Genomic DNA, 22,749 nt, shown 5'->3' on the forward strand with positions numbered 1-22,749 from the left:
CGCAGGGGCCGGCCTGCCGGCCCTTTCGTTTTATGCCAACGCCTGCGCCAGCAGGGTGATCGGATGTTCGCAGCGCTTGCTGGTGGACATTTCTATCTGCCATTTGCAGGTCTCGCAGTCGGTCACCACCAGATCCACCCCGCTCTCTTCTATCTGCCGGAACAGCGGCGCGCCGATGCCTTGCGACGTGGCGTAGTTCTCCGATTTGAACCCGTAGGTGCCGGCGATGCCGCAGCACTGCGAATCCAGCACCACCAGCTCCAGCCCCGGTATCTGCCGCAGCAGCTCCAGGGTGTAGGCGGTCCAGCCCATCTTCTCCATATGGCAAGGCGTGTGATACGCCACCCGCAGCGGCGTGCGTTTCAGCGGCAGGCTGCGCCCCTGATTGATCAGGCGATAGAGATAGCGCGTCGCCAGCTCCACCCGATCGCGCACCGGGGTGGTGTCTACGTCCAGCAAGTGGGGGTATTCGTCGCGCAGGGTGAAGGTGCAGCTCGATGAAGTGGCCACCACCGGAATGCCGCGCTCCAGCACCGTTTCATGCAGCGACTCGGCGTTAACCCTGGCCTGCTTCTTGGCCTGCTCGATAAACCCGTTGGCGATCAGCGGCACGCCGCAGCATTTCTCGCGCTTCAGCAACTGCACGCCGATATCCAGCGCATTGAACACCCGGATCAAATCCTTGCCCAGCTGCGGGTGGTTATAGTTGACGAAGCAGCCGTGGAAAAACGCCACCTGCTCGGCGTAACGCTGCTGCGCCTGCGCCTGTTGCCGGTACCAGCGGCGGAAGGTGCCGAACGAGTATTTCGGCAGTTCGCGGCGGTGATCGATCTTCAACGCCTTGTCCAGCAGCTTGCGCACCGGTTTCAGCCCGGTGGCGGCGTTGACGATCGGCGCAAACGGCGTCGACAGCGAGCCCATGATATCGGTGTGGCTGAGGATGGCGTCACGCAGCGTCGGCTTGCTCTGGGCGAAGTCGGCGCGGGCGCGCTGAATAATGTCGCCGATTTTGACGTCCGACGGGCAGGCCACTTCACAACGCTTGCAGTTGGTGCAGTATTTCAGCGCTTCGTCGTACAGCGCCGGGTCTTTCAGCCGCAGCCGCTCGCCGTCCGGCCCCGCCTGTTTCGGCCCCGGATAGAGCGGGTTCACTTTGGCGACCGGGCAGTAGGTGGTGCAGACGGTACATTTGATGCAGCTTTCAAAGCTGTGGTCCTGATGCAGGCTCATACGCACTCCTCCGCGGCGATCTGCTGCGCGACGTGCAGCGCACCGATCAATGACACGCCGGCGCCGCAGCCCTGCTGCAGCGGATCGTAGCCGCCGGCGACCGCGCCGATGGCATACAGATTGTCGAACGGCATTCCCTGCTTCATCGCCCGCAGCCTGCCGTCGGTGCGCACGCCAAACTGCAGATAAGGCTGTGGTGCGAACAGCTCGCGCCGGCTCCAGTCGGCGCGATCGGCGCGGCTGTGCACGTCCAGCCCGAAGATCGGCTCGCGTACCCGGTCGAAATCGGCCACCAGCCCATTGCTGAAGAAGCTGCCGCTGGCCAGCACCACCTGCTGCGCCCGCAGCGGAATATCGCCGTGGTTGCGGGTGTACAAACCGGTGATGCGACCGGCCTCGCTCTCGGCGCGCAGCACGCTGTCGCCCGGCATGAAAACGCCGCCCAACTGCTGGAAACGCCGCCGCAGCGCCTGATGCAAGCGCATGCCGGGCACCGAAGGCGGCAACGTCGGCAGCAGTCGGATCGGCTTGCCGACCGCATCCTGCAACACCGCCAGCGACGCGTCGTCCTCCAGGCCCAGACAGGCCGGCAGGAAGAGCGCCTCGGCCTCGCCCGCCAGCCGCCGCAGCTCTTCGGCCATCGGCGGCAGGCTTTCCATCAAATCCAGTACCCGGGCGATGTTCACCGCACGAAACTCGCTGGGGTTATTGCGCAATCTGTCCAGCGCCGGCATGTGCAGATAGGCCACGTCCGTCTGCACGCCGAGCTCGCGGCTCAGGGCGTCGGCGGCCATCTGCGGTTGGAAGTCGAGGAACCCTTCGATGCCGATCACCGCAATGCGCCGCCACGGCAGTTGGCCGGTCAGCGGCAGCGTCGGGATCGCCTGCGGGCTGAGCCAGGTGGCGCGGCGCGTGCCGAGCGGCGTAATGCGCAGATGGTTGTTCACCCCCTCGCCCTGCAGATTCAGCCCGCAGCGTTCCAGCAGCCGCTGCGCGGCGGCGGACAGCGCCGCCACCCGGCCGGGCCCGATCAGGGCGTACGGATGCTGCGGCGCCTGTTGCGCCAGCTGCGGCAACGCCGCCAGCGGCATCTCGACCGGCGTGCCGTCCGGCAATCTCGCCAGCAGATCGAGCGAGCCGGAGGAGAAGTAGAGCGCGCTCTGGCCAGAACTGACCACCGCGCAGCGCTTGCCCTGTTCGGCCACGGCAATGGCGCAGCTCAGGCCCGCCAGACCACCGCCAATCACCACGACGTCAAATCGCATCATCCGCCTCCTGCTCCTGATCGGCCTGGGCTTCAAGCCCGCATAATCCCTGGTAAACCCAACTGGTGAATTCGCTCTCGCGCAGCGCATCGCCCCAGGCGATCGGCCGTACGCCTTTCCAGCGTTCGTTGAGGAACTGCGACAGTTGCGCGATGGATTGCTGCGGCGTGCTGACGTTAAAACGCGTCAACAGCCCGGCGGCGCGGCAGGCGCAGAGTTCGCCCTGGCAGGTGCCCATGCCGACACGGGTGCGGCGGCGCAGATCCACCAGGTTATTGACGGTCAGCGAGTTGACGGCATAGCGCACTTCCCCGGCGGTCACCGCCTCGCATTCGCACACCAGGCTGGTGTCGAGCCGATCGGCCGCCGGCACCTGGCTGGCGCGATCGCCGTGGCGGTAAATTGCCGAGCCGCGAATGCTGGCGGGCAGAGAAACCACGCTGCGCACCGTTTCCTCCGCCGACTGACGGGATCCGGGCAGCGCGTCCTGCGCGGTGGTGCACGGACTATTTACGCCGAGCTTTTCGCATACCTTGTCGGTGGCCCACTCCGCCATCAGGCGGTAGGTCATCAGCTTGCCGCCGGTAATGGTGATAAACCCTTCCAGCCCGTCGCGGCTGGCGTGATCAAGCAGCACGATGCCGCGGCTGACGTTGCGCCCGCTGGGATCGTCGTCGCTGGCCACCAGCGGCCGCACCCCGGCATAGGCGCGCAGAATGCGGGTCTGCGCCAGAGTGGGCGCCAGCAGCGCCCCTTCGCGGATCAGAATGTCCACCTCCTGCGGCGTCACCAGCATGTTATCGATTTGGTCGTAGTCGATATGGGTCGAGGTGGTGCCGATCAGCGAGATGGTGTCGCCCGGCACCAGGATGTCGGCGTCCGCCGGTTTGCGGCAACGGTTGATCACCATATTGTTGATGCGGTGACCGAGGATCAGCAGCGCTCCCTTGGCTGGGAACATGCGGATGCGCAAATCGGCGTATTCGGCGATCTGCTGGCCCCAGATGCCGGCGGCGTTAACCACCACCGGTGCGTGCAGCTCATAGCGCCGCTGATTCTGATGGTCGTAAACGCGCACGCCCGTCACCCGGTCGCCGCTGCGCAGCAGCCCCACCACCTGGTGGTAAGTCAGGATCTGCGCGCCGTGTTCGCGCGCGTCCAGCATGTTGGCGGCGGTCAGCCGGAAAGGATCGACGGTGCCGTCCGGCACCCGCACCGCGCCGATCAGCGCCGGGTTAGCCGCCGGCTCCAGCCGCAGCGCTAGCTGCGGGTCGATCGCCTCGGCGTCGATGTCGGCCTGGCGGCAGGCGGCGATAAACTGCTGCTGATAGTCCAGCGAGTCCTGCGGCAGGGTGATGAACAGCCCATCGGTGCGCTCGATACAGTGATGCGCGATGCGTTTCAGGATGCGGTTCTCTTCGATGCACTCGCGCGCCGACTCGCCGTCGGTCACCGCATAGCGCGCGCCGCTGTGCAGCAAGCCGTGGTTGCGGCCGGTGGCGCCGGTGGCGATGTCGTGACGCTCCAGCAAAATGCAGCGCAAGCCGCGCCGCGCACAATCGCGGGCAATGCCTGCGCCGGTGGCGCCGCCGCCGATGATGATCACATCCGTTTCGCCGCCGTCAAAATAGCTGCTCATGTCGCTCCCTCAGGATCGGTAGTTATGAGCCTATTGAGCCACGGTTATTAGGGTCTTTGTTTGATAAGGAACAAGAACGAACATAAAACGAAATAAAAATGTCCACAAAAAACCATCAATGTGATCATAATCACGATTTTTGGACGTTTTTCTATTTCATAACGTTAACGAATCGCTCAAAATCCGCCGTGGTTTCATGAAAGTGTAACAATTGCGCCATTCGTCACAGCGACACCAGGCGTATTTGATGACAATGGCGCTCGTTATGGAACACAAAAACACCACATTCGATATCCGCTCAATCATCAAATGAACGTAAAAGGTCATATTGATGTGATAACAGATAAAGCCATCGGAGGCGCTCATGTTGAGTATTTTTAAGCCGGCCGCACACATCGCCCGTGTGCCGAGCGATAAGGTAGACCCGCTCTACCGTAAGCTGCGCTGGCAAATTTTCCTGGGGATCTTCTTCGGTTACGCCGCTTACTATCTGGTGCGTAAGAACTTCACCCTGGCCATGCCTTACCTGATCGAACAAGGCTTCAGCCGCGGCGACCTCGGCTTCGCGCTGTCGGGCATCTCCATCGCCTACGGCTTCTCCAAATTCATCATGGGTTCGGTCTCCGACCGTTCCAACCCGCGAGTGTTCCTGCCTGCCGGCCTGATCCTGGCGGCGGCGGTGATGTTGTTCATGGGCTTCGTGCCGTGGGCCACCTCCAGCATCGCCATCATGTTCGTCCTGCTGTTCCTGTGCGGCTGGTTCCAGGGCATGGGTTGGCCGCCGTGCGGCCGCACCATGGTGCACTGGTGGTCGCAGAAAGAACGCGGCGGCATCGTTTCCATCTGGAACTGCGCCCACAACGTGGGTGGCGGCCTGCCGCCGCTGCTGTTCCTGCTGGGCATGGCCTGGTTCAACGACTGGCACGCGGCGCTGTACATGCCGGCCTTCGGCGCCATCCTGGTGGCCCTGATCGCCTTCGCCCTGATGCGCGACACCCCGCAATCCTGCGGCCTGCCGCCGATTGAAGAGTACAAAAACGACTACCCGGACGACTACAGCGAAAAAGACGAAGAAGAGCTGACCGCCAAGCAGATCTTCATGCAGTACATCCTGCCGAACAAGCTGCTGTGGTACATCGCGGTCGCTAACGTGTTCGTCTACCTGCTGCGTTACGGCATTCTGGACTGGTCGCCGACTTACCTGAAAGAAGTGAAGCACTTCGCGCTGGACAAGTCTTCCTGGGCTTACTTCCTGTACGAATACGCCGGTATCCCGGGCACCCTGCTGTGCGGCTGGATGTCGGACAAAGTGTTCAAAGGCAACCGCGGCGCCACCGGCGTGTTCTTCATGACGCTGGTGACCATCGCCACCGTGGTGTTCTGGATGAACCCGGCCGGTAACCCGACCGTAGACATGATCTGTATGCTGGTCATCGGCTTCCTGATCTACGGCCCGGTGATGCTGATCGGCCTGCACGCGCTGGAGCTGGCGCCGAAGAAAGCCGCCGGCACCGCCGCGGGCTTCACCGGCCTGTTCGGCTACCTGGGCGGCTCGGTCGCGGCCAGCGCCATCGTCGGCTACACCGTAGACTTCTTCGGTTGGGACGGCGGCTTCATGGTGATGATCGGCGGCGGCGTGCTGGCGGTTATCCTGCTGCTGCTGACCATGTTGAACGAGAAGAAACACCACGCGGAAATCGCTGCCGGCAAGCGCGGCTAACCGTCACACGACTTTTGCATGATTTAAAGGCCGCCCTGCGGCCTTTTTACTACCCTGCCCCCAACAACACGGAGAAAACGGAATGCGGACTCAAGTCAAAGCCCTGCTGACAGGGATCATTCTCGCCACCTCAATGGTCAGCGCCGCGCAGGCGGCGGACAAAGTGGTGATCGCCCACCGCGGCGCCAGCGGCTACCTGCCGGAACACACTCTGCCGGCGAAGGCGATGGCCTACGCGCAAGGCGCCGATTACCTCGAACAAGATCTGGTGATGACCAAAGACAACGAGCTGGTGGTGCTGCACGACCATTACCTCGATCGCGTCACCGACGTCGCCGAACGCTTCCCGGACCGCGCGCGCAAAGACGGCCGTTATTACGCCATCGACTTTACGCTGGCGGAGATCAAATCGCTGAAGTTCACCGAAGGCTTTGAAATCGAAAACGGCAAGAAAGTGCAGGGCTACCCTGGCCGCTTCCCGATGGGCAAATCCGACTTCCGCGTGCACACCTTCCAGGAAGAGATCGAGTTCGTGCAGGGTCTGAACCATTCGACCGGCAAGAACATCGGCATCTACCCTGAAATCAAGGCGCCGTGGTTCCACAAACAGGAAGGCAAAGACATCTCCAGCAAAGTGCTGGCGGTGCTCAAGCAGTACGGCTACACCGGCAAGAACGACAACGTCTACCTGCAGTGCTTCGACGCCAACGAGCTCAAACGCATCAAGAACGAGCTGGAACCGAAGCTGGGCATGGATCTGAAGCTGGTGCAGCTGATCGCCTATAACGACTGGCAGGAAACCTACGAGCAGAAAGCCGACGGCAAGTGGGTGGAATACGACTACGACTGGATGTTCAAACCGGGCGCGATGAAGAAAATCGCTCAGTATGCCGACGGCATCGGGCCGGACTACCACATGCTGGTGGTGGCGGATCAATCCAAGCCGGGCCACATCGTGCTGACCGACATGGTGAAAGAAGCGCACGCCAGCAAGCTGGCGGTGCATCCGTTCACCATCCGCGCCGATGCGCTGCCGAAGTATGTGACCGACGTAAACCAGCTGTATGACGTGATTTACAACCAGGCCGGCGTCGACGGCGTGTTCACCGACTTCCCGGACAAGGGCGTGCAGTTCCTGCAGAAGCAGGGCCAGCACAAGTAATGCCAAGGGCGCCGCAAGGCGCCCTTATTATTTAAAGGTTATTTCAGAGGAACATCTTGCGCAGGTAGTGCGGCACCGCGTTATCGACGTTGGAACCGATCACTTCCAGCTCCGGCAGCATGTCCTTCAGGCGCTGATGCGCGTCGCGCATGATGCAGCCCTTGCCGGCCATCGACAACATCTCCAGATCGTTCATGCCGTCGCCGAAGGCGATGCACTCTTGCAGCGTATAGCCGATGATCTTGGCCACTTCTTCCAGCGCATGCCCTTTCGACACGCCGCCCGCCATGACTTCCAGGCAGGTCGGGAACGAGAAGCTGACGTTGACCCGATCGCCCCAGCGCGCGTTGATGGCGTCTTCCACCTGCAGCAACCGCTCGTGATCTTCACAGGTGAAGTAAACCTTGCAGACGCCGTCGGTTTCCAGCAGGCCCGGCTCAAACAGCTGATATTTGAACACCGACTCCTGGAAGAATTCTTCCTGCTCCGGGCTTTCGCGGTTGGTAAACCAATCGTCGTTACGGTAGACGTTGGTGGTGATATCCGGATCGTCGTGCAGCATGCCGTACAGATCGCGGGCGATATCTCCGTCCAGGTTGTGGCTGAAAATCAGTTCGCCGGCGGTGTTGTGCACCCGTGCGCCGTTGGAAGTGATCATAAAGGCGCTGATCTCCAGGCTGTCGCGGATCTGCGCCACGTCGATATGGTGGCGGCCGGTAGCGAACACGAAATGCACGCCGCGCTGAGTCAGCAACTTCAGCGTTTCTTTAGCGTACGGCGACAGGGTATGGTCGGGAGACAGCAGCGTGCCATCTAAATCGGAAGCGACGACGTGATACATAGCGTTATGTTCTAACCTCTGATGGAGTTGTCGGCGGCAGCGCGCCGCCTAAGTGTTGAGCAAAGAAGCGCAGAATTGCGTTCAGTGCTTCGGCGCGCAGCGCGTCCCGCTCGAACAGGATCTCATGGCGTGCGCCGTTGATAACCCACGGGAGCCCCCCTTCGCAAGGGCGCCCCGCGTCTGACAGAGCCTGACAAAAAGCCTGGTGCGAACGGTTGTCGACTACCCGTTCTTCACCGGCCTGCAAAAGCAACAGCGGCGTGGTGATCTCCCCGGCCTGCGCGATAATCTGCCGGCCGGCGCGGATGCTCTCCCGCACCCAATGGTAGGTCGGCCCGCCCACCTGCAGCTCGGGGTAATCGGCATAATAGCGCAGGCTGCGCCGGTAACGCTCGCGGCTATGGGTCAACACGTTGACCACATAGGGCAACGGACGCCACTGGCCGGTGCCCACCGCGTAATAATCGCGGATCGCCGGGCGGATCTCCGCCCAGTCGAGAATGCGATCGGCCAGCCAACCCGGCATCGGCAACCGGATGCCGAACATCGGCGCGCAAAACGCCGCCGCGTCGAACGCCTGCGGCCGGCGCTGCAGGAACTGCGCCAGGATCGCGCCGCCCATCGAATGCGCCAGCGCGAAGCGCTGCCGATAACCGCGCGATTCGACCTCGCGCAGCCACAGCTGCTCGAAATCGTCCACGTAGTCGGCGAAGTTTACCACATGACCGCGGTGCGTATCCGCCAGTAAACGCCCGGAACGCCCCTGGCCGCGATGATCGACGATCACCACGTCGTAGCCGCAGTGGAACAGATCGTAGGCCACCTCGGGGTATTTCACATAGCTTTCGATGCGGCCGGGGCTGACCACCACCACGCGCTGATGCCGCGCGGAACTGAAGCGCACAAAGCGGATCGGCACGCCGTCCACGCCGCTGAATTCGCCTTCTTCGCGCTGCCGCCAGAAATCCAGCAGCGGCCCGGTGGCGAAGGCAGCGAACTGCGTTTCACGCGTTAACCAGTCATCGGAGCTGAGAGTGAACGAGGTCATCGAGAGCGTTTTCCCTGTGGGGCCGGCGGAAAAATGTGACCGCTGGCACAAGAAATCATACTAGCGTATTGTGATTCAATTCTTACAAAAACGGCGCCGCCTCGGCGCATTGTGGCACAAAACGACACTTTCAGGGAGCCGAAGCACCATGACCTTGGACTGGTGGTTAACCTATCTGCTGACCACGCTTATCCTGAGCCTCTCCCCCGGTTCAGGCGCCATCAATACCATGAGCACCGGCATCAGCCACGGCTATCGCGGCGCCGCCGCGTCGATCGCCGGGCTGCAGGTCGGGTTGAGCGCGCACATCGTGCTGGTGGGCATCGGCCTCGGCGCGCTGATATCGCAATCGCTGCTGGCGTTCGAGCTGCTGAAATGGCTGGGCGCCGCCTACCTGGTGTGGCTCGGCATCCAGCAATGGCGCGCCGCCGGGGCGCTGGATCTGCATGCGCTGGCGGGCAGCATGCCGCGCCGCCGTCTGTTCCGCCGCGCGGTGCTGGTCAACCTGACCAACCCGAAAAGCATCGTGTTCCTCGCCGCGCTGTTCCCGCAGTTCATCTTGCCCAATCAGCCCCAGGCTGAGCAGTATCTGGTGCTCGGCGTCACCACCGTGGTGGTGGATATTCTGGTGATGATCGGTTACGCCACCCTGGCGACGCGCATCGCCGGCTGGCTGAGAACGCCGCGCCAGATGCAGCTGCTCAACCGACTGTTCGGTTCGCTGTTCATTCTGGTGGCGGGGCTGCTGGCGACCGCCCGCAAAGCCTGACAAAAAAGGCCGGGCATCGCTGCTCGGCCTTGGGCATTTCACTGCGGTTAGCGGGTAAATATCAGATGTAACCCGAAGCCGGTAAACAGCACGCCCGCCACACCGTCTATCCACTTGGCCAACCGCTGATAGCCGCGGCGCATCGCCGGCAGCGCAAACACCACCGCCACCAGGCTGAACCAGACGAAGGTCTCGGCGACGATCAGCAAGAACAGCCCCCAGCGCGCTCCGGCGCCGACGCTGTCGCCGACGAACAGCGAGAACACGCTGCCGAAATAGATCACCGCTTTCGGGTTGGACAAATTGGTCAGGAAGCCGCGAATAAAGCTGCGCCCGGCCTTCGGCAACGCCACCTGGGCCTCCGCCGCCGGCTGCGCTTGCTGCGCCCGCGCGGAACGCAGCAGTTGCCACCCCATCCAGCACAGGTAAATGCCGCCGCCAACCATGATGATCTGATGCAACCAGGCCATCTTCTGCAGGATCAGATGCAGCCCCATCAACGCCACGCCGGCCCATACCACGATGCCGAGCGAAATGCCGACCACGCCCATCATCGCCTCGCGGCGCGAGCGGCTGGCGGCGGTTTGCGACACGAAAAAGAAGTCCGGCCCCGGGCTCATCAGCGCAATCAGATGCACCAGCGCCACGGTGAGAAACAGCATCAGCATGATATATCGCCCTCAGTCTTCGTCATTGTCGAGATGGTCGCGGATCATCGCCATAAAGGGCGCGCCGAAACGCTCCAGTTTGCGCTGGCCGACGCCGTTGACGCTCAGCAGATCGCCGGCCTTGATCGGCATCTGTTCGGCCATTTCCAGCAGCGTGGCGTCGTTGAACACCACGTAAGGCGGAATGTTTTCTTCGTCGGCGATCGATTTGCGCAGTTTGCGCAGCTTGGCGAACAGCTTGCGATCGTAATTGCCGCCGTAGGATTTCTGGTTGGCGCTGCTGCGCGACTTCAGGCTCTGAATACGCGGCACCGCCAGCTGCAGCGCCACCTCGCCGCGCAACACCGGACGCGCCGCCTCGGTCAATTGCAGCGCTGAGTGCATGGCGATGTTCTGGGTGATAAAGCCCAGGTGGATCAGCTGACGCAGCACGCTGGTCCAGTGTTCGGTGGTCTGATCGCGGCCGATGCCGTACACCGGCAGCTTGTCGTGACCGTATTCGCGAATGCGCTGGTTGTTGGAGCCGCGCAGCACTTCCACGATGTACCCGAGGCCAAAGCGCTGGCCGACGCGGTACACGCAGGACAGCGCCTTGCGCGCGTCCTCCAGCCCGTCATAGCGCTTGGGCGGATCGAGGCAGATATCGCAGTTGCCGCAGTTCTCGTGTTTGCCTTCGCCGAAGTAGTTGAGCAACACCAGGCGGCGGCAGGTTTGCGCCTCGGCGAACGCCCCCATGGCGTTCAGCTTGTGGCGCTCGATGTCCAGCTGTTGCCCGGCGGGTTTTTCCTCCAGACAGCGGCGCAGCCAGGCCATGTCGGCCGGATCGTACAGCAGGATGGCTTCGGCCGGCAGGCCGTCGCGCCCGGCGCGGCCGGTCTCCTGATAATAGGATTCGATATTGCGCGGGATGTCGAAATGCACCACGAAGCGCACGTTGGGTTTGTTGATGCCCATGCCGAAGGCGACGGTGGCCACCACCACCTGCAGATCGTCACGCTGGAACGCTTCCTGCACCTGGGCGCGGCGCTCGTTGTCCAGCCCGGCGTGGTAGGCGCCGACGCTCAGCCCGCGGCTTTGCAGGCGCGCGGCGGTGTCTTCCACCTTGGCGCGGCTGTTGCAATAGATAATGCCGCTCTTGCCGCGCTGATCCTGCACGAAGCGCCACAGCTGATCGAGCGGTTTGAATTTTTCCACCAGCGTGTAGCGGATGTTCGGCCGGTCGAAGCTGCTGACCTGCACCAGCGGATCCTGCAGCGACAGCAGGCGCACGATATCGCCGCGCGTGGCTTCGTCGGCGGTGGCGGTCAACGCGATCACCGGCATCGCCGGGAAGCGCTGTTTCAGCTGGCCCAGCGCGCGATATTCCGGCCGGAAGTCATGGCCCCACTGCGAGATGCAGTGCGCCTCATCCACCGCCAGCATCGCCGGCGGGCAGTGATCGAGCAGGTTGAGGAAGCTTTCCATCATCAGCCGTTCCGGCGCGATGTACAGCATCTTGATGGTGCCGTTGCGGCAGCCGGCCATGACGTCCAACTGCTCCTCGCGGGTTTGCGTCGAGTTGTAGCAAGCGGCGGAAACGCCGTAGGCCAACAGTTGGTCGACCTGGTCCTTCATCAGCGAGATAAGCGGGGAAACCACCAGGGTCAGGCCGTCCATCACCAGCGCCGGGATTTGGTAGCACAACGACTTGCCGCCGCCGGTCGGCATCACCACCAGGCAATCCTGCCCGCCGATCGCGGCATTGATAATCGTTTGTTGGCCCGGACGGAATTGCTGGTAGCCGAAGGTATCGCGCAATACCTGCTCGGCCAGCAACTCTCTGTTAATCACTGCTGCGGTTGACACACACTTCCCCATTTTTTCATCGGTACACACCCACCGGGTATGATTACATAATATCGTTCAGCATGACACCAACGCCCACCCGTGTCTGCCGGAAGTTGTAGTCGATCAGCGATTCGCCGTAGCCGCTGAACACCTGGGTATAGAATCGCACGTTGCGGGTGATCGGGTAGCTCCAGCCCAGTTCCGCGCCGCCGTAGCCGCTGTTCCAGTTGTAGTGGCTGTCGACGCTGAACACGCTGTCGCCCCAGGCGTAACCGACCTTCAACCGGTAGTATCCCATGTATTTGGTGATGTCCGGGTTGTCGTCGTTGCTCGAGCTCTCCGAGAAACGGAACCAGGGCTTGAGATCCACCTGCCAATTGCCGTTTTGCGCCATCAGCCGCGCATAACCGCGATTCCAGCTGCGCGACGTCGGGTCCGAGCGGCCGTTAGACTGATGGTTAACGCCGATTTCAACATCGCGCAGCGTCCAACCGGCAAAGCGGTAATCGGTCGCCCACCCCACGAACAGTTGCGGCTCGTAGTTGGTCTCGCGGAACGGCGAAGACTCGCCGCGGTTGGACAATTGCCACCAGGAGCGCTGAGTATAAGACGCGCCGAGCACCGAATTGTCGCCGGCAATGCCCCGCCACAGCGGAAACGCCAGGCTAAGCTGGTATTTCACCTCGTCCTTGCGCGCCTTGTCGGCCCAGTTGTACGTCTTGATGGCTTCTTTGTTGATATCGCTGGTGTCGGTGTACAACAGGTAATTGGGATCGTAAGGATACAGCGTGAACGGATTATCGTGCTCCTGCAGCAGGTTGGCGATAATGCTGCCGCGCACCGCCGGCCTATCGTGAATCTGCTGCTCTTTGGCTTCCTCAGCCAATGCCAGCGCCGGCATCAGCAGCGTGGCGGAAACGATCCCTGACAAAATGCGCATAACCTCTCCTCACTCCAACGAAAAAGGGCAAGCCCGGAAAAAATCAGGCCATTTTACACACAAAGGAGGCTTTACCGCAGCGCGGTCCGGTTTTATTGGAATAGTCTGGAAAGCAACAAAGGTTAAGCATAAAATCAACATTCCATTAACCTGGACTGACCAGTTAGCTCCCTTAAAACGCAAAAGAAAAACGGAAACCCGCTATGTCGACCACACCACTGACCCTGGAAGCCGCCCGCCGCAAGATCGGCGAAATTTTTGTCTACCACATGCCGTTCAACCGCGAGCTTGGCCTGGAGCTGCGCCGCTTCGACGATGACTACGTCGAACTGAGCTTCACCAACCAGCGCAAGCTGGTGGGCAACGCCGCACAGGAAATTCTGCACGGCGGCGTGATCGCCGCGGTGCTGGATGTCGCCGCCGGGCTGGCTTGCGCCGGCGGCGTGCTGACGCGCCTGGAACCGCTGATCGAAGAAGAGATCGCCGCCAAACTGTCGCGCATGGGCACCATCGATCTGCGCGTCGACTATCTGCGCCCCGGCCGCGGCGAACACTTCGTCGCCTCCGCCAGCGTGCTGCGCAGCGGCAACAAGGTCGCCGTCGCGCGCGTAGAACTGCATAACCACGACGGCCTGCATATCGCGACCGCCACCGCCACCTATCTGGTCGGCTGATGATTGTGTGCGGTGAGCGACTTCAGTACACTCACCGCATCTTACGTTCCCCACCAGAGTGACGTCATGGACGCAAAGCAAACGCGTCAGGGCATTTTCTTCGCCCTGGCCGCCTATTTTATGTGGGGCATCGCCCCGGCCTATTTCAAACTGATCCAGCAAGTGTCCGCGGACGAGATCCTCACCCACCGGATCATCTGGTCGTTTTTCTTCATGCTGGCGCTGATCTCGCTGGGCCGCAACTGGCCGAAAGTGCGCGCCGCCTGCCAAAACCGCAAACGGCTGCTGTTGCTGGCGGTCACCGCGCTGTTGATCGGCGGCAACTGGCTGCTGTTCATCTGGGCAGTGAACAATCACCATATGCTGGAAGCCAGCCTGGGCTACTTCATCAACCCGCTGGTTAACGTGCTGCTGGGGATGCTGTTTCTCGGCGAACGTTTCCGCCGCATGCAGTGGGTGGCGGTGGCGCTGGCGTTCACCGGGGTGCTGGTGCAGCTCTGGCAGTTCGGTTCGTTGCCGATCATCGGTCTGGGGTTGGCGTTCAGCTTCGCCTTCTACGGCCTGCTGCGCAAAAAAATCGCCATCGACGCGCAGACCGGCATGCTGATTGAAACGCTGTGGCTGCTGCCGGTGGCGGCGGGCTACCTGTTCCTGTTCGCCGATAGCCCCACCAGCCACCTGAGCGCCAACCCGTGGTCGCTGAATCTGCTGCTGGTCGCCGCCGGCATCGTCACCACCGTGCCGCTGCTGTGCTTCACCGCGGCGGCTACCCGGCTGCGCCTGTCGACGCTCGGTTTCTTCCAGTATCTCGGCCCGACGCTGATGTTCCTGCTGGCGGTCACCTTCTACGGCGAGACCATCGGCCAGGACAAGCTGGTGACCTTCGGCTTTATCTGGGCGGCGCTGATCCTGTTCACCCTCGACGCGCTCTATACCCAGCGCAAGCTGCGCTGAGCCCGGCGCCGCCGGGTTACAGCCAGTTCTTGCGCTTGAAGTACAGGTAAGGGGCCAGGCCCGCCAGGATCATCAAGGTGATGGCGCCCGGGTAGCCGAACGACCATTTCAGTTCCGGCATGAATTCAAAGTTCATGCCGTAGCTGGAGGCCACCAGCGTAGGCGGCAGGAACACCACCGACACCACCGAGAAGATCTTGATGATGCGGTTCTGTTCGATATTGATGAAGCCCATCGCCGCCTGCATCAGGAAGTTCACCTTCTGGAACAGCGATTCGTTGTGCGGCAGCAGGGATTCGATGTCGCGCAGCACTTCACGCGCCTGCTCCAGTTGGCCGGTCGGCAAACGCGCCTTGCGCACCAGGAAGTTGAGCGCGCGCTGGGTATCCATCAGACACAAACGCACCTTCCAGCCGATATCTTCCAGCTCCGCCAGCGTCGACAGCGCGGCGTCGTATTCGTCGCCCTGATGCCCTTCCATGATCACCCGGCTGAGCTGTTCCAGATCGCTGTAGATGTTCTCTATCTCGTCCGCCAGCTGTTCAATCTTGGTTTCGAACAAATCCAGCAGCAGTTCGTAGGCGTTGCCTTCGAGCATGGTCTGGTTGCGGGCGCGCATGCGGTACAGGCGAAACGCCGGCAGTTCACGCTCACGCAGGGTATACAGGCGGCCGTCGCGGATGGTGAAGGCCACCGTGGAGTTGCCGGCGTGATCTTCCGCATCTTCGAAGTAGAAGAAGGAGTGGATATGCAGACCGTCTTCGTCTTCGAAGAAACGGGCGGAGGCTTCGATGTCGTCCAGTTCGGGACGCGTCGCCAGGCTTTGTCCCAGCTCATTCTGCACGCGCTCACGCTCGCCCTCTTCCGGCTCGACCAGATCAACCCACAGCGATGACGTGAGATCATCCGAGTCGTCCAGTTCCAGACGGGACAAGCGGCGGTTATCTAATTTAAAAGCGCTCAGCATGTGCCAAAACTCCGTGAAGGTAACGGGTGCGGACAACGCGTTGAAGCACAGAAACAGAGGGGATGCGTATCACCGATTGTTTCAGACCATGAAGAGATCTGACTCATAGCGACGCTTTGCGGGGTCGCCGACAACCACGAAGGCTATCAGCAAAAACGGAGAGCCTTAGAAGTTATACCTGCGGCGCAGGTCAGTGAGCCAGTATCTACTGGGTGTGTCCAAGGCGTCTGTCCTCAATGATAATAGTGCGCGCATGTTACGCCGAGAAGAAAAAGCCTGTCAACACGTTAGGCGGGATAATTGCGCAACAAATCATCACGATGATCAATGGCAGAAATGGCGCTTAAACCGTACTGAAAAAGTCGCGGCGATCGCTTACCGCCACCAAGAATGTTGCTAAGATGACATCACCCTAATGGTACGACAAGCATGCGGATTTAAACGATGAAACAGATTACCGCCCATGAACTGACCGCGATGAGCGAACAGGCCGCCAGCGTGCCCCGCCTGCGCGCGCACCGCACCTTACACGAAGAGCTGAGCGACCCGGTGCAACGCCTGGCGATCGCCATGGAACCCGGCACCTATATCCGCCCGCACCGCCACCCGCAAACCTGGGAGCTGCTGACGCCGCTGCGCGGCCGTTTTGTCGTGCTGCAGTTCAACGATGACGGCGTCGTGACGCAGCGCACCCTGCTCGGCGAAGAAACCAAAGTGCTGGAGATGCCGGCATTTACCTGGCATGCGGTGCTGTCGGTCGATGCCGGCGGCGTGGTGTTCGAAGTGAAGCGGGGTCCGTATCAGGCGCTGACCGAAGAAGACTGCATGCCGTGGGCGCCGCAGGAAGGCGGCGAAGGCACCGAAGCGGTGATGCGCTGGTATGCCACCGCGCAGGTCGGCGATCGCTACCCTCACTGATGATGAACGATTGCAGGGGCTGAAACTCCTGCAAATCGCCCCTCTCTTTATACCGTTTCCAGCCGAGCGTAGGCCGCCACCAGCCACTTGATGCCTTCGCCCGGGAAGGCGATCTGCAGCCGGCTGTGCTCGCCGCTGCCTTCCAGATTGACGATGGTGCCTTCGCCAAACTTGGGATGGCGCACGCGCTGACCCAGCTTGTATCCGGTGTCGTTCTCGCTGATCGGCGTGCCCATGCGGCGGTGATTGACCGGGCGCGATACGCTGGCGCGCAGGCGCACTTCTTCCACGCACTCCTCCGGCAGTTCGCCGATAAAGCGCGACGGCCGATGGTAAACCTCTTTGCCGTACAGACGGCGCGTTTCGGCGTAGGTCAGCGTCAGCTTCTGCATGGCGCGCGTTACGCCCACATAGGCCAGACGGCGCTCCTCCTCCAGACGGCCGCCTTCATCCAGCGACATCTGGCTCGGGAACATGCCTTCTTCCATGCCGACGATAAACACCAGCGGGAACTCCAGCCCTTTGGCCGAGTGCAGGGTCATCAGCTGCACCGCATCCTGATAGGCGTCGGCCTGGCCTTCGCCCGCTTCCAGTGCCGCATGCGACAGGAACGCCTGCAGCGGCATCAGATCCTGATCTTCTTCCTGATAGCTGAACTGGCGCGTCGCCGTCACCAGTTCCTCAAGGTTTTCGATACGCGCCTGCCCCTTTTCGCCCTTTTCCTGCTCATACATGATGAACAACCCGGAATCGCGGATCACCCGGTCGGTCTGCACGTGCAGCGGCATATCGGCGGTTTCATGAGCCAGCGACTCCACCAGCTCGATGAAGCGCTGCAGCGCCGACGCGGCGCGGCCGGCCAGAACCTTGTCCTGCATCAGTTCGCGCGTCGCCTGCCACAACGTCAGTTGGCGATCGCGCGCCGCCTGGCGCACCACGTCGAGGGTGCGGTCGCCGATGCCGCGCGTCGGGGTGTTGACCACGCGCTCGAAGGCCGCGTCGTCGTTGCGGTTGGAGATCAGGCGCAGGTAAGCCAGCGCATCCTTGATTTCCTGACGTTCGAAGAAGCGTTGGCCGCCGTAGATGCGGTACGGCATCGCCGTCTGCAGCAGCGCCTCTTCCAGCACGCGCGACTGGGCGTTGCTGCGGTACAAGATGGCGCAGTCGTTCAGCGCGCCGCCGTTGTCTTGCCAGGTCTTGATGCGGTTGACCACGAAGCGCGCTTCGTCGAGTTCGTTGAAGGCGCAGTAGAGGGAAATCGGCTCGCCTTCGCCGCCTTCGGTCCACAGGTTTTTGCCCATGCGCCCGTCGTTGTTGGCGATCAGGGTGTTGGCCGCTTTCAGGATGTTGCTGGTGGAACGGTAGTTCTGCTCCAGGCGGATGGTTTCCGCGCCGGGGAAATCCTTCAGGAAGCGCTGGATGTTTTCCACCTGCGCGCCGCGCCAGCCGTAGATCGACTGGTCATCGTCGCCGACGATCATCACGTTGCTGTTGCCGCCCGCCAGCAGACGGATCCAGGCGTACTGGATGCTGTTGGTATCCTGGAATTCGTCCACCAGCACGTTGGTGAAACGCTCGCGGTAGTGGTTGAGGATATGCGGCTTGTTCAGCCACAGCTCGTGCGCGCGCAGCAGCAGCTCGGCGAAATCCACCAGCCCCGCGCGATCGCAGGCTTCCTGATAGGCCTGGTAGATGCGCAGCCAGGTGGCCTCCACCGGGTTGTTGTAGGTTTCGACGTGCTGCGGGCGCAGGCCCTCATCTTTCTTGCCGTTGATGTACCACATCGCCTGACGCGGCGGCCACTGCTTCTCGTCGACGTTCAGCGCCTTGATGATGCGCTTGAGCAGCCGCAGCTGGTCGTCGCTGTCGAGGATCTGGAAATCCTGCGGCAGGTTGGCTTCCAGATGATGAGCGCGCAGCAGGCGGTGCGCCAGACCGTGGAAAGTGCCGATCCACATGCCGCCCTGGCTGGTGCCGATCAGATGTTCGATACGGTGACGCATTTCCGCCGCCGCCTTGTTGGTGAAGGTCACCGCCATGATCGAATACGGCGAGCAGTTCTCCACCGACAGCAGCCAGGCGATGCGATGCACCAGCACCCGCGTCTTGCCGCTGCCCGCTCCGGCCAGAACCAACAGGTTGCTGCGCGGCGCCGCCACGGCTTCACGTTGTTTTTCATTCAGGCTGTCGAGCAGATCGGAGACGTCCATAGGCACCACTAATGGTTAAGGGAAAACCCGCCGGTGACGGGTTTTTCACTGGAAATTTATACAGAGTTCTGGCAGGGATTATAACAATGCTGTCAGCGATGCCAACTGCGAAATCTCAATATGCGGCAGCAGGCGGCTGTCGGCGGCCTGCATCAGGCAGCGTTGCCGATCGTTGATCCAACAGGCCTGCAGCCCCGCGCGCAGCGCGCCGGCGACGTCGGTAGTCAGATCGTCGCCCACGTGCAGGATCTGCTCGGGCGCCACGCCCAGCCGTTCGACGGCCAGGTGATACATGTCTTGGTATGGCTTGGCGCGCCCGTCCGGCCCGGAACGCAACACGAACTGGAAGTAGCCGTCCAGGCCGCACTGCGCCGGATCGGCGTTGCCGTTGGTGATCGCCACCAGCGGGTAGCGCGCGGCCAGAGCCTTCAGCGTGGCGTGGGTCGCTTCCGGCACCTCGATGCGGCTGCGCCACAGCGCGAAGTTTTGCATCGCCGCATCGGCCCCGATCGCCGCTTCGGCGTCGCGCAGCCCCTGCCGGCTCAGCGCCAGATGAATGGCGCGCCAGCGCCACTGGGTGACGTCGTGGTAGATCTCCGGATCCTGCTCGCGCAGCTCCTGGCGCAAGCGGTGGAAATCCGCCGACTGGAAGCTGTTCAGGCCGGGATGGTAGCTCTGCAGGAAGGCCACCGACTGCTGCTCGGTTTGCCGGATCACCGGACGGTTGTCATACAGCGTGTCGTCCAGATCGAAAGTCAGCGCCGCCAGCGGGCGCAGCGGGCGATAAAAATGCATCAGGATTTCCCCCGTTTGGCGCGCGGATGCGCGGCATCGTACACGTTCGCCAGATGTTGAAAGTCGAGGTGGGTATAAATTTGCGTGGTGGTCAGGTTGGCGTGGCCGAGCAGCTCCTGCACCGCACGCAGATCGCCGCTCGACTCCAGCATGTGGGTCGCGAAGGAGTGACGCAGTTTGTGCGGGTGAATATGGCTGTTGACGCCCTGTTTCACGCCCCATTCGGCGAAGCGCTTTTGCACGTTGCGCGTCGAGATGCGCCGCCCCTGATTGGACAGGAACATCGCGTCATCTTCCGGCCCGAACAGATCGCGCATCGCCAGCCAGTGTTCCAGCCAGGTGACGGCGGTGCGCCCGATCGGCAGTTTACGCTCTTTGCTGCCTTTCCCCATCACCCACACCTCGCCGGCCGCCATATCGACATGGCGGCAATCCAGCCCCACCAGCTCGGAGAGACGCAGGCCGGCGCCGTACATCACCTCCAGCATGGCGCGATCCCGCACCGCCAGCGGATCGTTGAGATCGATCTCCAGCAGCTGGTTCATTTCATCGACGTCGATATTTTTCGGCAGATGGCGACCGCTGCGCGGCGTGCGGATGCCTTTGGCCGGGTTGGCGTGCAGCACGCCTTGGCTGACCAGCCAGTCGAGGAAACTGCGCAACGAAGAGAGCCGCAGCGCCAGGCTGGCGGACTGCAGGCCGGCGCGTTTGCTGCGCGCCGCCAGCATGCGCACCCGGGCGGCGTCCAGCGCCGCCCAGTCGGTGACGCCGATCTCCTGCGCCATGCGCATCAGCGCCGCCAGCTGGCGTGAATAGCTGAGCTGCGTCAGTGGGCTAAGTTGCCGTTCTACCTTGAGATAACGCAGAAAAGCGTCCACCGGCTGCTGCAGGCTGGGCGCAATCGGCGTCATGCGCGTTCGATCCAGCGTTCCAGCAGTTCCGGCAGCATGCGCGCCAGTTGATTGAGCATCACCGTGCCCATGCCCTGCTGATAGTGTTGCGTATCGCGGCTGCTGAAGATCACCATGCCCAGCTCGCCGTCGTCGCCAAGCATCGACAGCGCCACCGAACCAATCTGGCCGATCTGTTTGGCCTGCGGCAACAGCAGCAGCAGTTCGGGGCCGTTCAGGCCGCCGAGGTAGTGTTGTTCGCTGCCCAGCCGCTGGATGCGGAACGGCTCGAACGCCGAACGCGTCAGCGCCAGATGGGTGAAATCGGAAGGCGCGCCGATATTCCAGCGCTCGGCGAACAGGCGCACCGTGGCGCCGGCCAAACCGAAGCCGCGCGCCCAGCGCTGCAGCCGGTTGAGCATGTCCTGCAAGCTGTCGGCGGTGGCCAAATCGGCCTGCAGGTGCAGCAACCGGGCGAACAGCCCTTCGTTAGCGCTGGCCTGCTCCATCAGCAGCGTGATCTCTTCTTCCAGCCGTTCGATGTGATTGCGCTGGCGGGCCAGATGCCATTCCACCAGCGAAACGGTGCCGCGCACCGGGTGCGGCACGCGCATCTGCTCAACCTGGCGCGCGTTGCGAATAAAGAAATCCGGGTTCTGCAGCAGGTACTGCATCACGGTGTCGTCATCCAGCGCCAGGCCGGCGACGCTCTGTTCTTCTACGCTTTTCATAGATGAATAAATCCGTCATAGACATGGGTTGCCGGACCGGTCATAAACAGCGGGTTGCCCGGCCCTTTCCAGCGAATATGCAGGCTGCCGCCCGGCAGTTCTACATGCACTTCTTCTGACAGCAATTCCTGTTGGATCCCCACCGCCACCGCCGCACAGGCGCCGCTGCCGCAGGCCTGCGTTTCACCGGCGCCGCGCTCATAAACGCGCAGCTTGATGTGATCGCGGCTGACCACCTGCATAAAGCCGATGTTGGCCCGTTCCGGGAAGCGTTCATGCCCTTCCAGCACCGGCCCGAGCAGCTCCACCTTGGCGGTTTTTACGTCGTCCACCTGCAAAACACAATGCGGGTTGCCCATCGACACCACGCCGCACAACACGGTATGTTCCGCCGCGCGCATGATGTAGGTCTTTTCAGCCTTGGCGGCGCGGAACGGCACCGCCTGCGGGTCGAAATTCGGCTCACCCATGTTGACGCACACCAGATCGTCGTCGGTGACGCTGAGCACCATGCGCCCGGTTTGGGTGCTGACGCGGATGTCACGTTTGTTGGTCAGCCCTTTCAGCCGCACGAAACGCGCGAAGCAACGCGCGCCATTGCCGCACTGCGCCACTTCGCTGCCGTCGGCGTTAAAAATTCGGTAGTGAAAATCCAGTTCGGGATCGTAAGGCGGTTCTACCACCAGCATCTGGTCAAAGCCGACGCCCAGGTGCCGATCGGCCAGCCGGCGGATCAGCTCAGGTGAAAAATAGACATTCTGTGTAACGGCATCGACCACCATAAAGTCGTTGCCCAGACCGTGCATTTTGGAGAACTGCATATCATACTCCGCTATCTGGACGCGCTATCCGTCTTGATTTTACGGCGGCGCTCGCCACCGCAAACAGGGTGTTACTGGTCAACCATCGACGGTTTTTGCTGAGAGCCAGACTGCTCCTGCTGGTTCTTTTGCACCTGATCGCCCGTTTGCACCGGCGGCTTGGCCGGTTTCTGGCTGGCGGGATCGGCAGGCGGGAAGTAAAGCGGGCCTTTCAGACCACAGCCGGCGAGGCCGGTAACCAGAACTGCCATCAGCGCATAGCGTAGTTGTTTTTTCATTTGCATTAATGCCTGTAATTCATGCGTCCAAGGTCTCTATAATCGCAGGTGGATCATGAAAAGCAATAGGAATTGAATATGAACGACAGCGAGTTTCACCAGTTGGCCGACCAGCTGATGCTGAATATTGAAGAGACACTGGACGATTTTGACGGCGATGCGGACATCGATTACGAAACCAATGGCGGCGTGATGACGCTGAGCTTCGAAAACGGCACCAAAATCGTCATCAACCGCCAGGAGCCGCTGCACCAGGTGTGGCTCGCCACCAAGGCCGGCGGTTACCACTTCAACTACCGCGACGGCGTTTGGCTATGCGATCGCAGCGGGCAGCCGTTTTATCAGCTGCTCAGCGAAGCGGCCAGCGCGCAGGCCGGCGAGGAACTGCATTTTTCCTGAAGC

General features: G+C 61.8%; 22 protein-coding genes. 7 read left to right on the top strand and 15 right to left on the bottom strand.

The genetic code is table 11. From position 1 onward, the window contains the following. Window positions 1-30: 30 nt before the first annotated feature. Genes glpC through glpA form a run of 3 tightly spaced genes read right to left on the bottom strand, consistent with a single transcriptional unit; the run spans window position 31 to window position 4,134 of the window. Window positions 31-1,230 carry an anaerobic glycerol-3-phosphate dehydrogenase subunit GlpC gene (gene glpC, locus CRO23_RS22880; RefSeq protein ID WP_016929482.1) on the bottom strand — a complete coding sequence of 400 codons (1,200 nt, stop codon included), beginning with the start codon at window positions 1,228-1,230 and terminating at the stop codon, window positions 31-33. Then, entirely contained in the window at window positions 1,227-2,495 is a 1,269-nt protein-coding gene (gene glpB / locus CRO23_RS22885) for a glycerol-3-phosphate dehydrogenase subunit GlpB (protein ID WP_079450399.1), read from the bottom strand. Before glpB ends, glpC begins: the two co-directional genes overlap by 4 nt. After that, a complete protein-coding gene (glpA, locus tag CRO23_RS22890; RefSeq protein ID WP_097102994.1) occupies window positions 2,485-4,134 on the bottom strand; it encodes an anaerobic glycerol-3-phosphate dehydrogenase subunit A in 1,650 nt (549 codons plus the stop codon). The genes glpB and glpA overlap by 11 nt, the downstream gene beginning before the upstream one ends. A 364-nt stretch (window positions 4,135-4,498) precedes the next feature. Between glpA and glpT the strand changes: the two genes are divergently transcribed. Both glpT and glpQ read left to right on the top strand, forming a co-directional pair. Next, window positions 4,499-5,854: a glycerol-3-phosphate transporter gene (glpT, locus tag CRO23_RS22900; protein ID WP_004934295.1), complete on the top strand. Its 1,356-nt coding sequence runs from the start codon at window positions 4,499-4,501 to the stop codon at window positions 5,852-5,854. A gap of 82 nt (window positions 5,855-5,936) precedes the next feature. Next, on the top strand, window positions 5,937-7,016 hold the full coding sequence (gene glpQ, locus CRO23_RS22905) for a glycerophosphodiester phosphodiesterase (RefSeq protein ID WP_015376272.1): 1,080 nt from the start codon (window positions 5,937-5,939) through the stop codon (window positions 7,014-7,016). Between the two features lie 43 nt (window positions 7,017-7,059). Here the strand turns inward: glpQ and yigL are convergent, their stop codons facing one another. Further along, window positions 7,060-7,857, bottom strand: coding sequence for a sugar/pyridoxal phosphate phosphatase YigL (yigL, locus tag CRO23_RS22910; protein WP_004934290.1), 798 nt, complete (start codon window positions 7,855-7,857; stop codon window positions 7,060-7,062). A gap of 4 nt (window positions 7,858-7,861) precedes the next feature. Next, window positions 7,862-8,905: a lysophospholipase L2 gene (gene pldB / locus CRO23_RS22915; protein ID WP_016929485.1), complete on the bottom strand. Its 1,044-nt coding sequence runs from the start codon at window positions 8,903-8,905 to the stop codon at window positions 7,862-7,864. A gap of 148 nt (window positions 8,906-9,053) precedes the next feature. On the opposite strand from pldB, the gene rhtB reads away from it, so the two are divergent. Then, on the top strand, window positions 9,054-9,674 hold the full coding sequence (rhtB, locus tag CRO23_RS22920) for a homoserine/homoserine lactone efflux protein (RefSeq protein WP_004934282.1): 621 nt from the start codon (window positions 9,054-9,056) through the stop codon (window positions 9,672-9,674). 47 nt (window positions 9,675-9,721) lie between these two features. Here the strand turns inward: rhtB and rhtC are convergent, their stop codons facing one another. Genes rhtC through pldA form a run of 3 tightly spaced genes read right to left on the bottom strand, consistent with a single transcriptional unit; the run spans window position 9,722 to window position 13,109 of the window. Beyond that, on the bottom strand, window positions 9,722-10,342 hold the full coding sequence (gene rhtC / locus CRO23_RS22925; RefSeq protein WP_016929486.1) for a threonine export protein RhtC: 621 nt from the start codon (window positions 10,340-10,342) through the stop codon (window positions 9,722-9,724). Window positions 10,343-10,354: 12 nt separating this feature from the next. Continuing rightward, on the bottom strand, window positions 10,355-12,187 hold the full coding sequence (recQ, locus tag CRO23_RS22930; protein ID WP_028127631.1) for an ATP-dependent DNA helicase RecQ: 1,833 nt from the start codon (window positions 12,185-12,187) through the stop codon (window positions 10,355-10,357). 43 nt (window positions 12,188-12,230) lie between these two features. Next, window positions 12,231-13,109, bottom strand: a complete 879-nt coding sequence (gene pldA / locus CRO23_RS22935) for a phospholipase A (RefSeq protein WP_016929488.1) — start codon at window positions 13,107-13,109, stop codon at window positions 12,231-12,233. 203 nt (window positions 13,110-13,312) lie between these two features. Between pldA and CRO23_RS22940 the strand changes: the two genes are divergently transcribed. Both CRO23_RS22940 and rarD read left to right on the top strand, forming a co-directional pair. Further along, window positions 13,313-13,783: a thioesterase family protein gene (locus tag CRO23_RS22940; protein ID WP_016929489.1), complete on the top strand. Its 471-nt coding sequence runs from the start codon at window positions 13,313-13,315 to the stop codon at window positions 13,781-13,783. 66 nt (window positions 13,784-13,849) lie between these two features. Further along, a complete protein-coding gene (gene rarD, locus CRO23_RS22945) occupies window positions 13,850-14,737 on the top strand; it encodes an EamA family transporter RarD (RefSeq protein ID WP_016929490.1) in 888 nt (295 codons plus the stop codon). A gap of 16 nt (window positions 14,738-14,753) precedes the next feature. On the opposite strand, the gene corA is transcribed toward rarD, so the two are convergent. After that, window positions 14,754-15,704 carry a magnesium/cobalt transporter CorA gene (gene corA / locus CRO23_RS22950; RefSeq protein WP_004934262.1) on the bottom strand — a complete coding sequence of 317 codons (951 nt, stop codon included), beginning with the start codon at window positions 15,702-15,704 and terminating at the stop codon, window positions 14,754-14,756. A gap of 444 nt (window positions 15,705-16,148) precedes the next feature. Here corA and CRO23_RS22960 point away from each other — a divergent pair, with 444 nt between their 5' ends. Continuing rightward, window positions 16,149-16,622: a WbuC family cupin fold metalloprotein gene (locus tag CRO23_RS22960; RefSeq protein ID WP_016929492.1), complete on the top strand. Its 474-nt coding sequence runs from the start codon at window positions 16,149-16,151 to the stop codon at window positions 16,620-16,622. 47 nt (window positions 16,623-16,669) lie between these two features. Here the strand turns inward: CRO23_RS22960 and uvrD are convergent, their stop codons facing one another. From uvrD to lptM, 6 genes are all read right to left on the bottom strand, one after another. Then, a complete protein-coding gene (uvrD, locus tag CRO23_RS22965) occupies window positions 16,670-18,832 on the bottom strand; it encodes a DNA helicase II (protein WP_025304874.1) in 2,163 nt (720 codons plus the stop codon). 78 nt (window positions 18,833-18,910) lie between these two features. Beyond that, window positions 18,911-19,627, bottom strand: coding sequence for a 5-amino-6-(5-phospho-D-ribitylamino)uracil phosphatase YigB (yigB, locus tag CRO23_RS22970; RefSeq protein ID WP_016929494.1), 717 nt, complete (start codon window positions 19,625-19,627; stop codon window positions 18,911-18,913). Beyond that, window positions 19,627-20,538, bottom strand: a complete 912-nt coding sequence (xerC, locus tag CRO23_RS22975) for a tyrosine recombinase XerC (RefSeq protein ID WP_097102996.1) — start codon at window positions 20,536-20,538, stop codon at window positions 19,627-19,629. Before xerC ends, yigB begins: the two co-directional genes overlap by 1 nt. Then, window positions 20,535-21,248: a DUF484 domain-containing protein gene (locus CRO23_RS22980; protein WP_004934247.1), complete on the bottom strand. Its 714-nt coding sequence runs from the start codon at window positions 21,246-21,248 to the stop codon at window positions 20,535-20,537. The genes xerC and CRO23_RS22980 overlap by 4 nt, the downstream gene beginning before the upstream one ends. Next, complete coding sequence (gene dapF / locus CRO23_RS22985) at window positions 21,245-22,069, bottom strand: diaminopimelate epimerase (RefSeq protein ID WP_004934244.1); 825 nt, start codon at window positions 22,067-22,069, stop codon at window positions 21,245-21,247. Before dapF ends, CRO23_RS22980 begins: the two co-directional genes overlap by 4 nt. A gap of 71 nt (window positions 22,070-22,140) precedes the next feature. Next, window positions 22,141-22,347 carry an LPS translocon maturation chaperone LptM gene (gene lptM / locus CRO23_RS22990; RefSeq protein ID WP_004934241.1) on the bottom strand — a complete coding sequence of 69 codons (207 nt, stop codon included), beginning with the start codon at window positions 22,345-22,347 and terminating at the stop codon, window positions 22,141-22,143. 78 nt (window positions 22,348-22,425) lie between these two features. Here lptM and cyaY point away from each other — a divergent pair, with 78 nt between their 5' ends. Beyond that, complete coding sequence (cyaY, locus tag CRO23_RS22995) at window positions 22,426-22,746, top strand: iron donor protein CyaY (RefSeq protein WP_004934237.1); 321 nt, start codon at window positions 22,426-22,428, stop codon at window positions 22,744-22,746. Window positions 22,747-22,749: the final 3 nt, after the last annotated feature.

Origin of the sequence: Serratia sp. JKS296, from assembly GCF_900215445.1 — a bacterium.
Taxonomy (GTDB): domain Bacteria; phylum Pseudomonadota; class Gammaproteobacteria; order Enterobacterales; family Enterobacteriaceae; genus Serratia; species Serratia marcescens.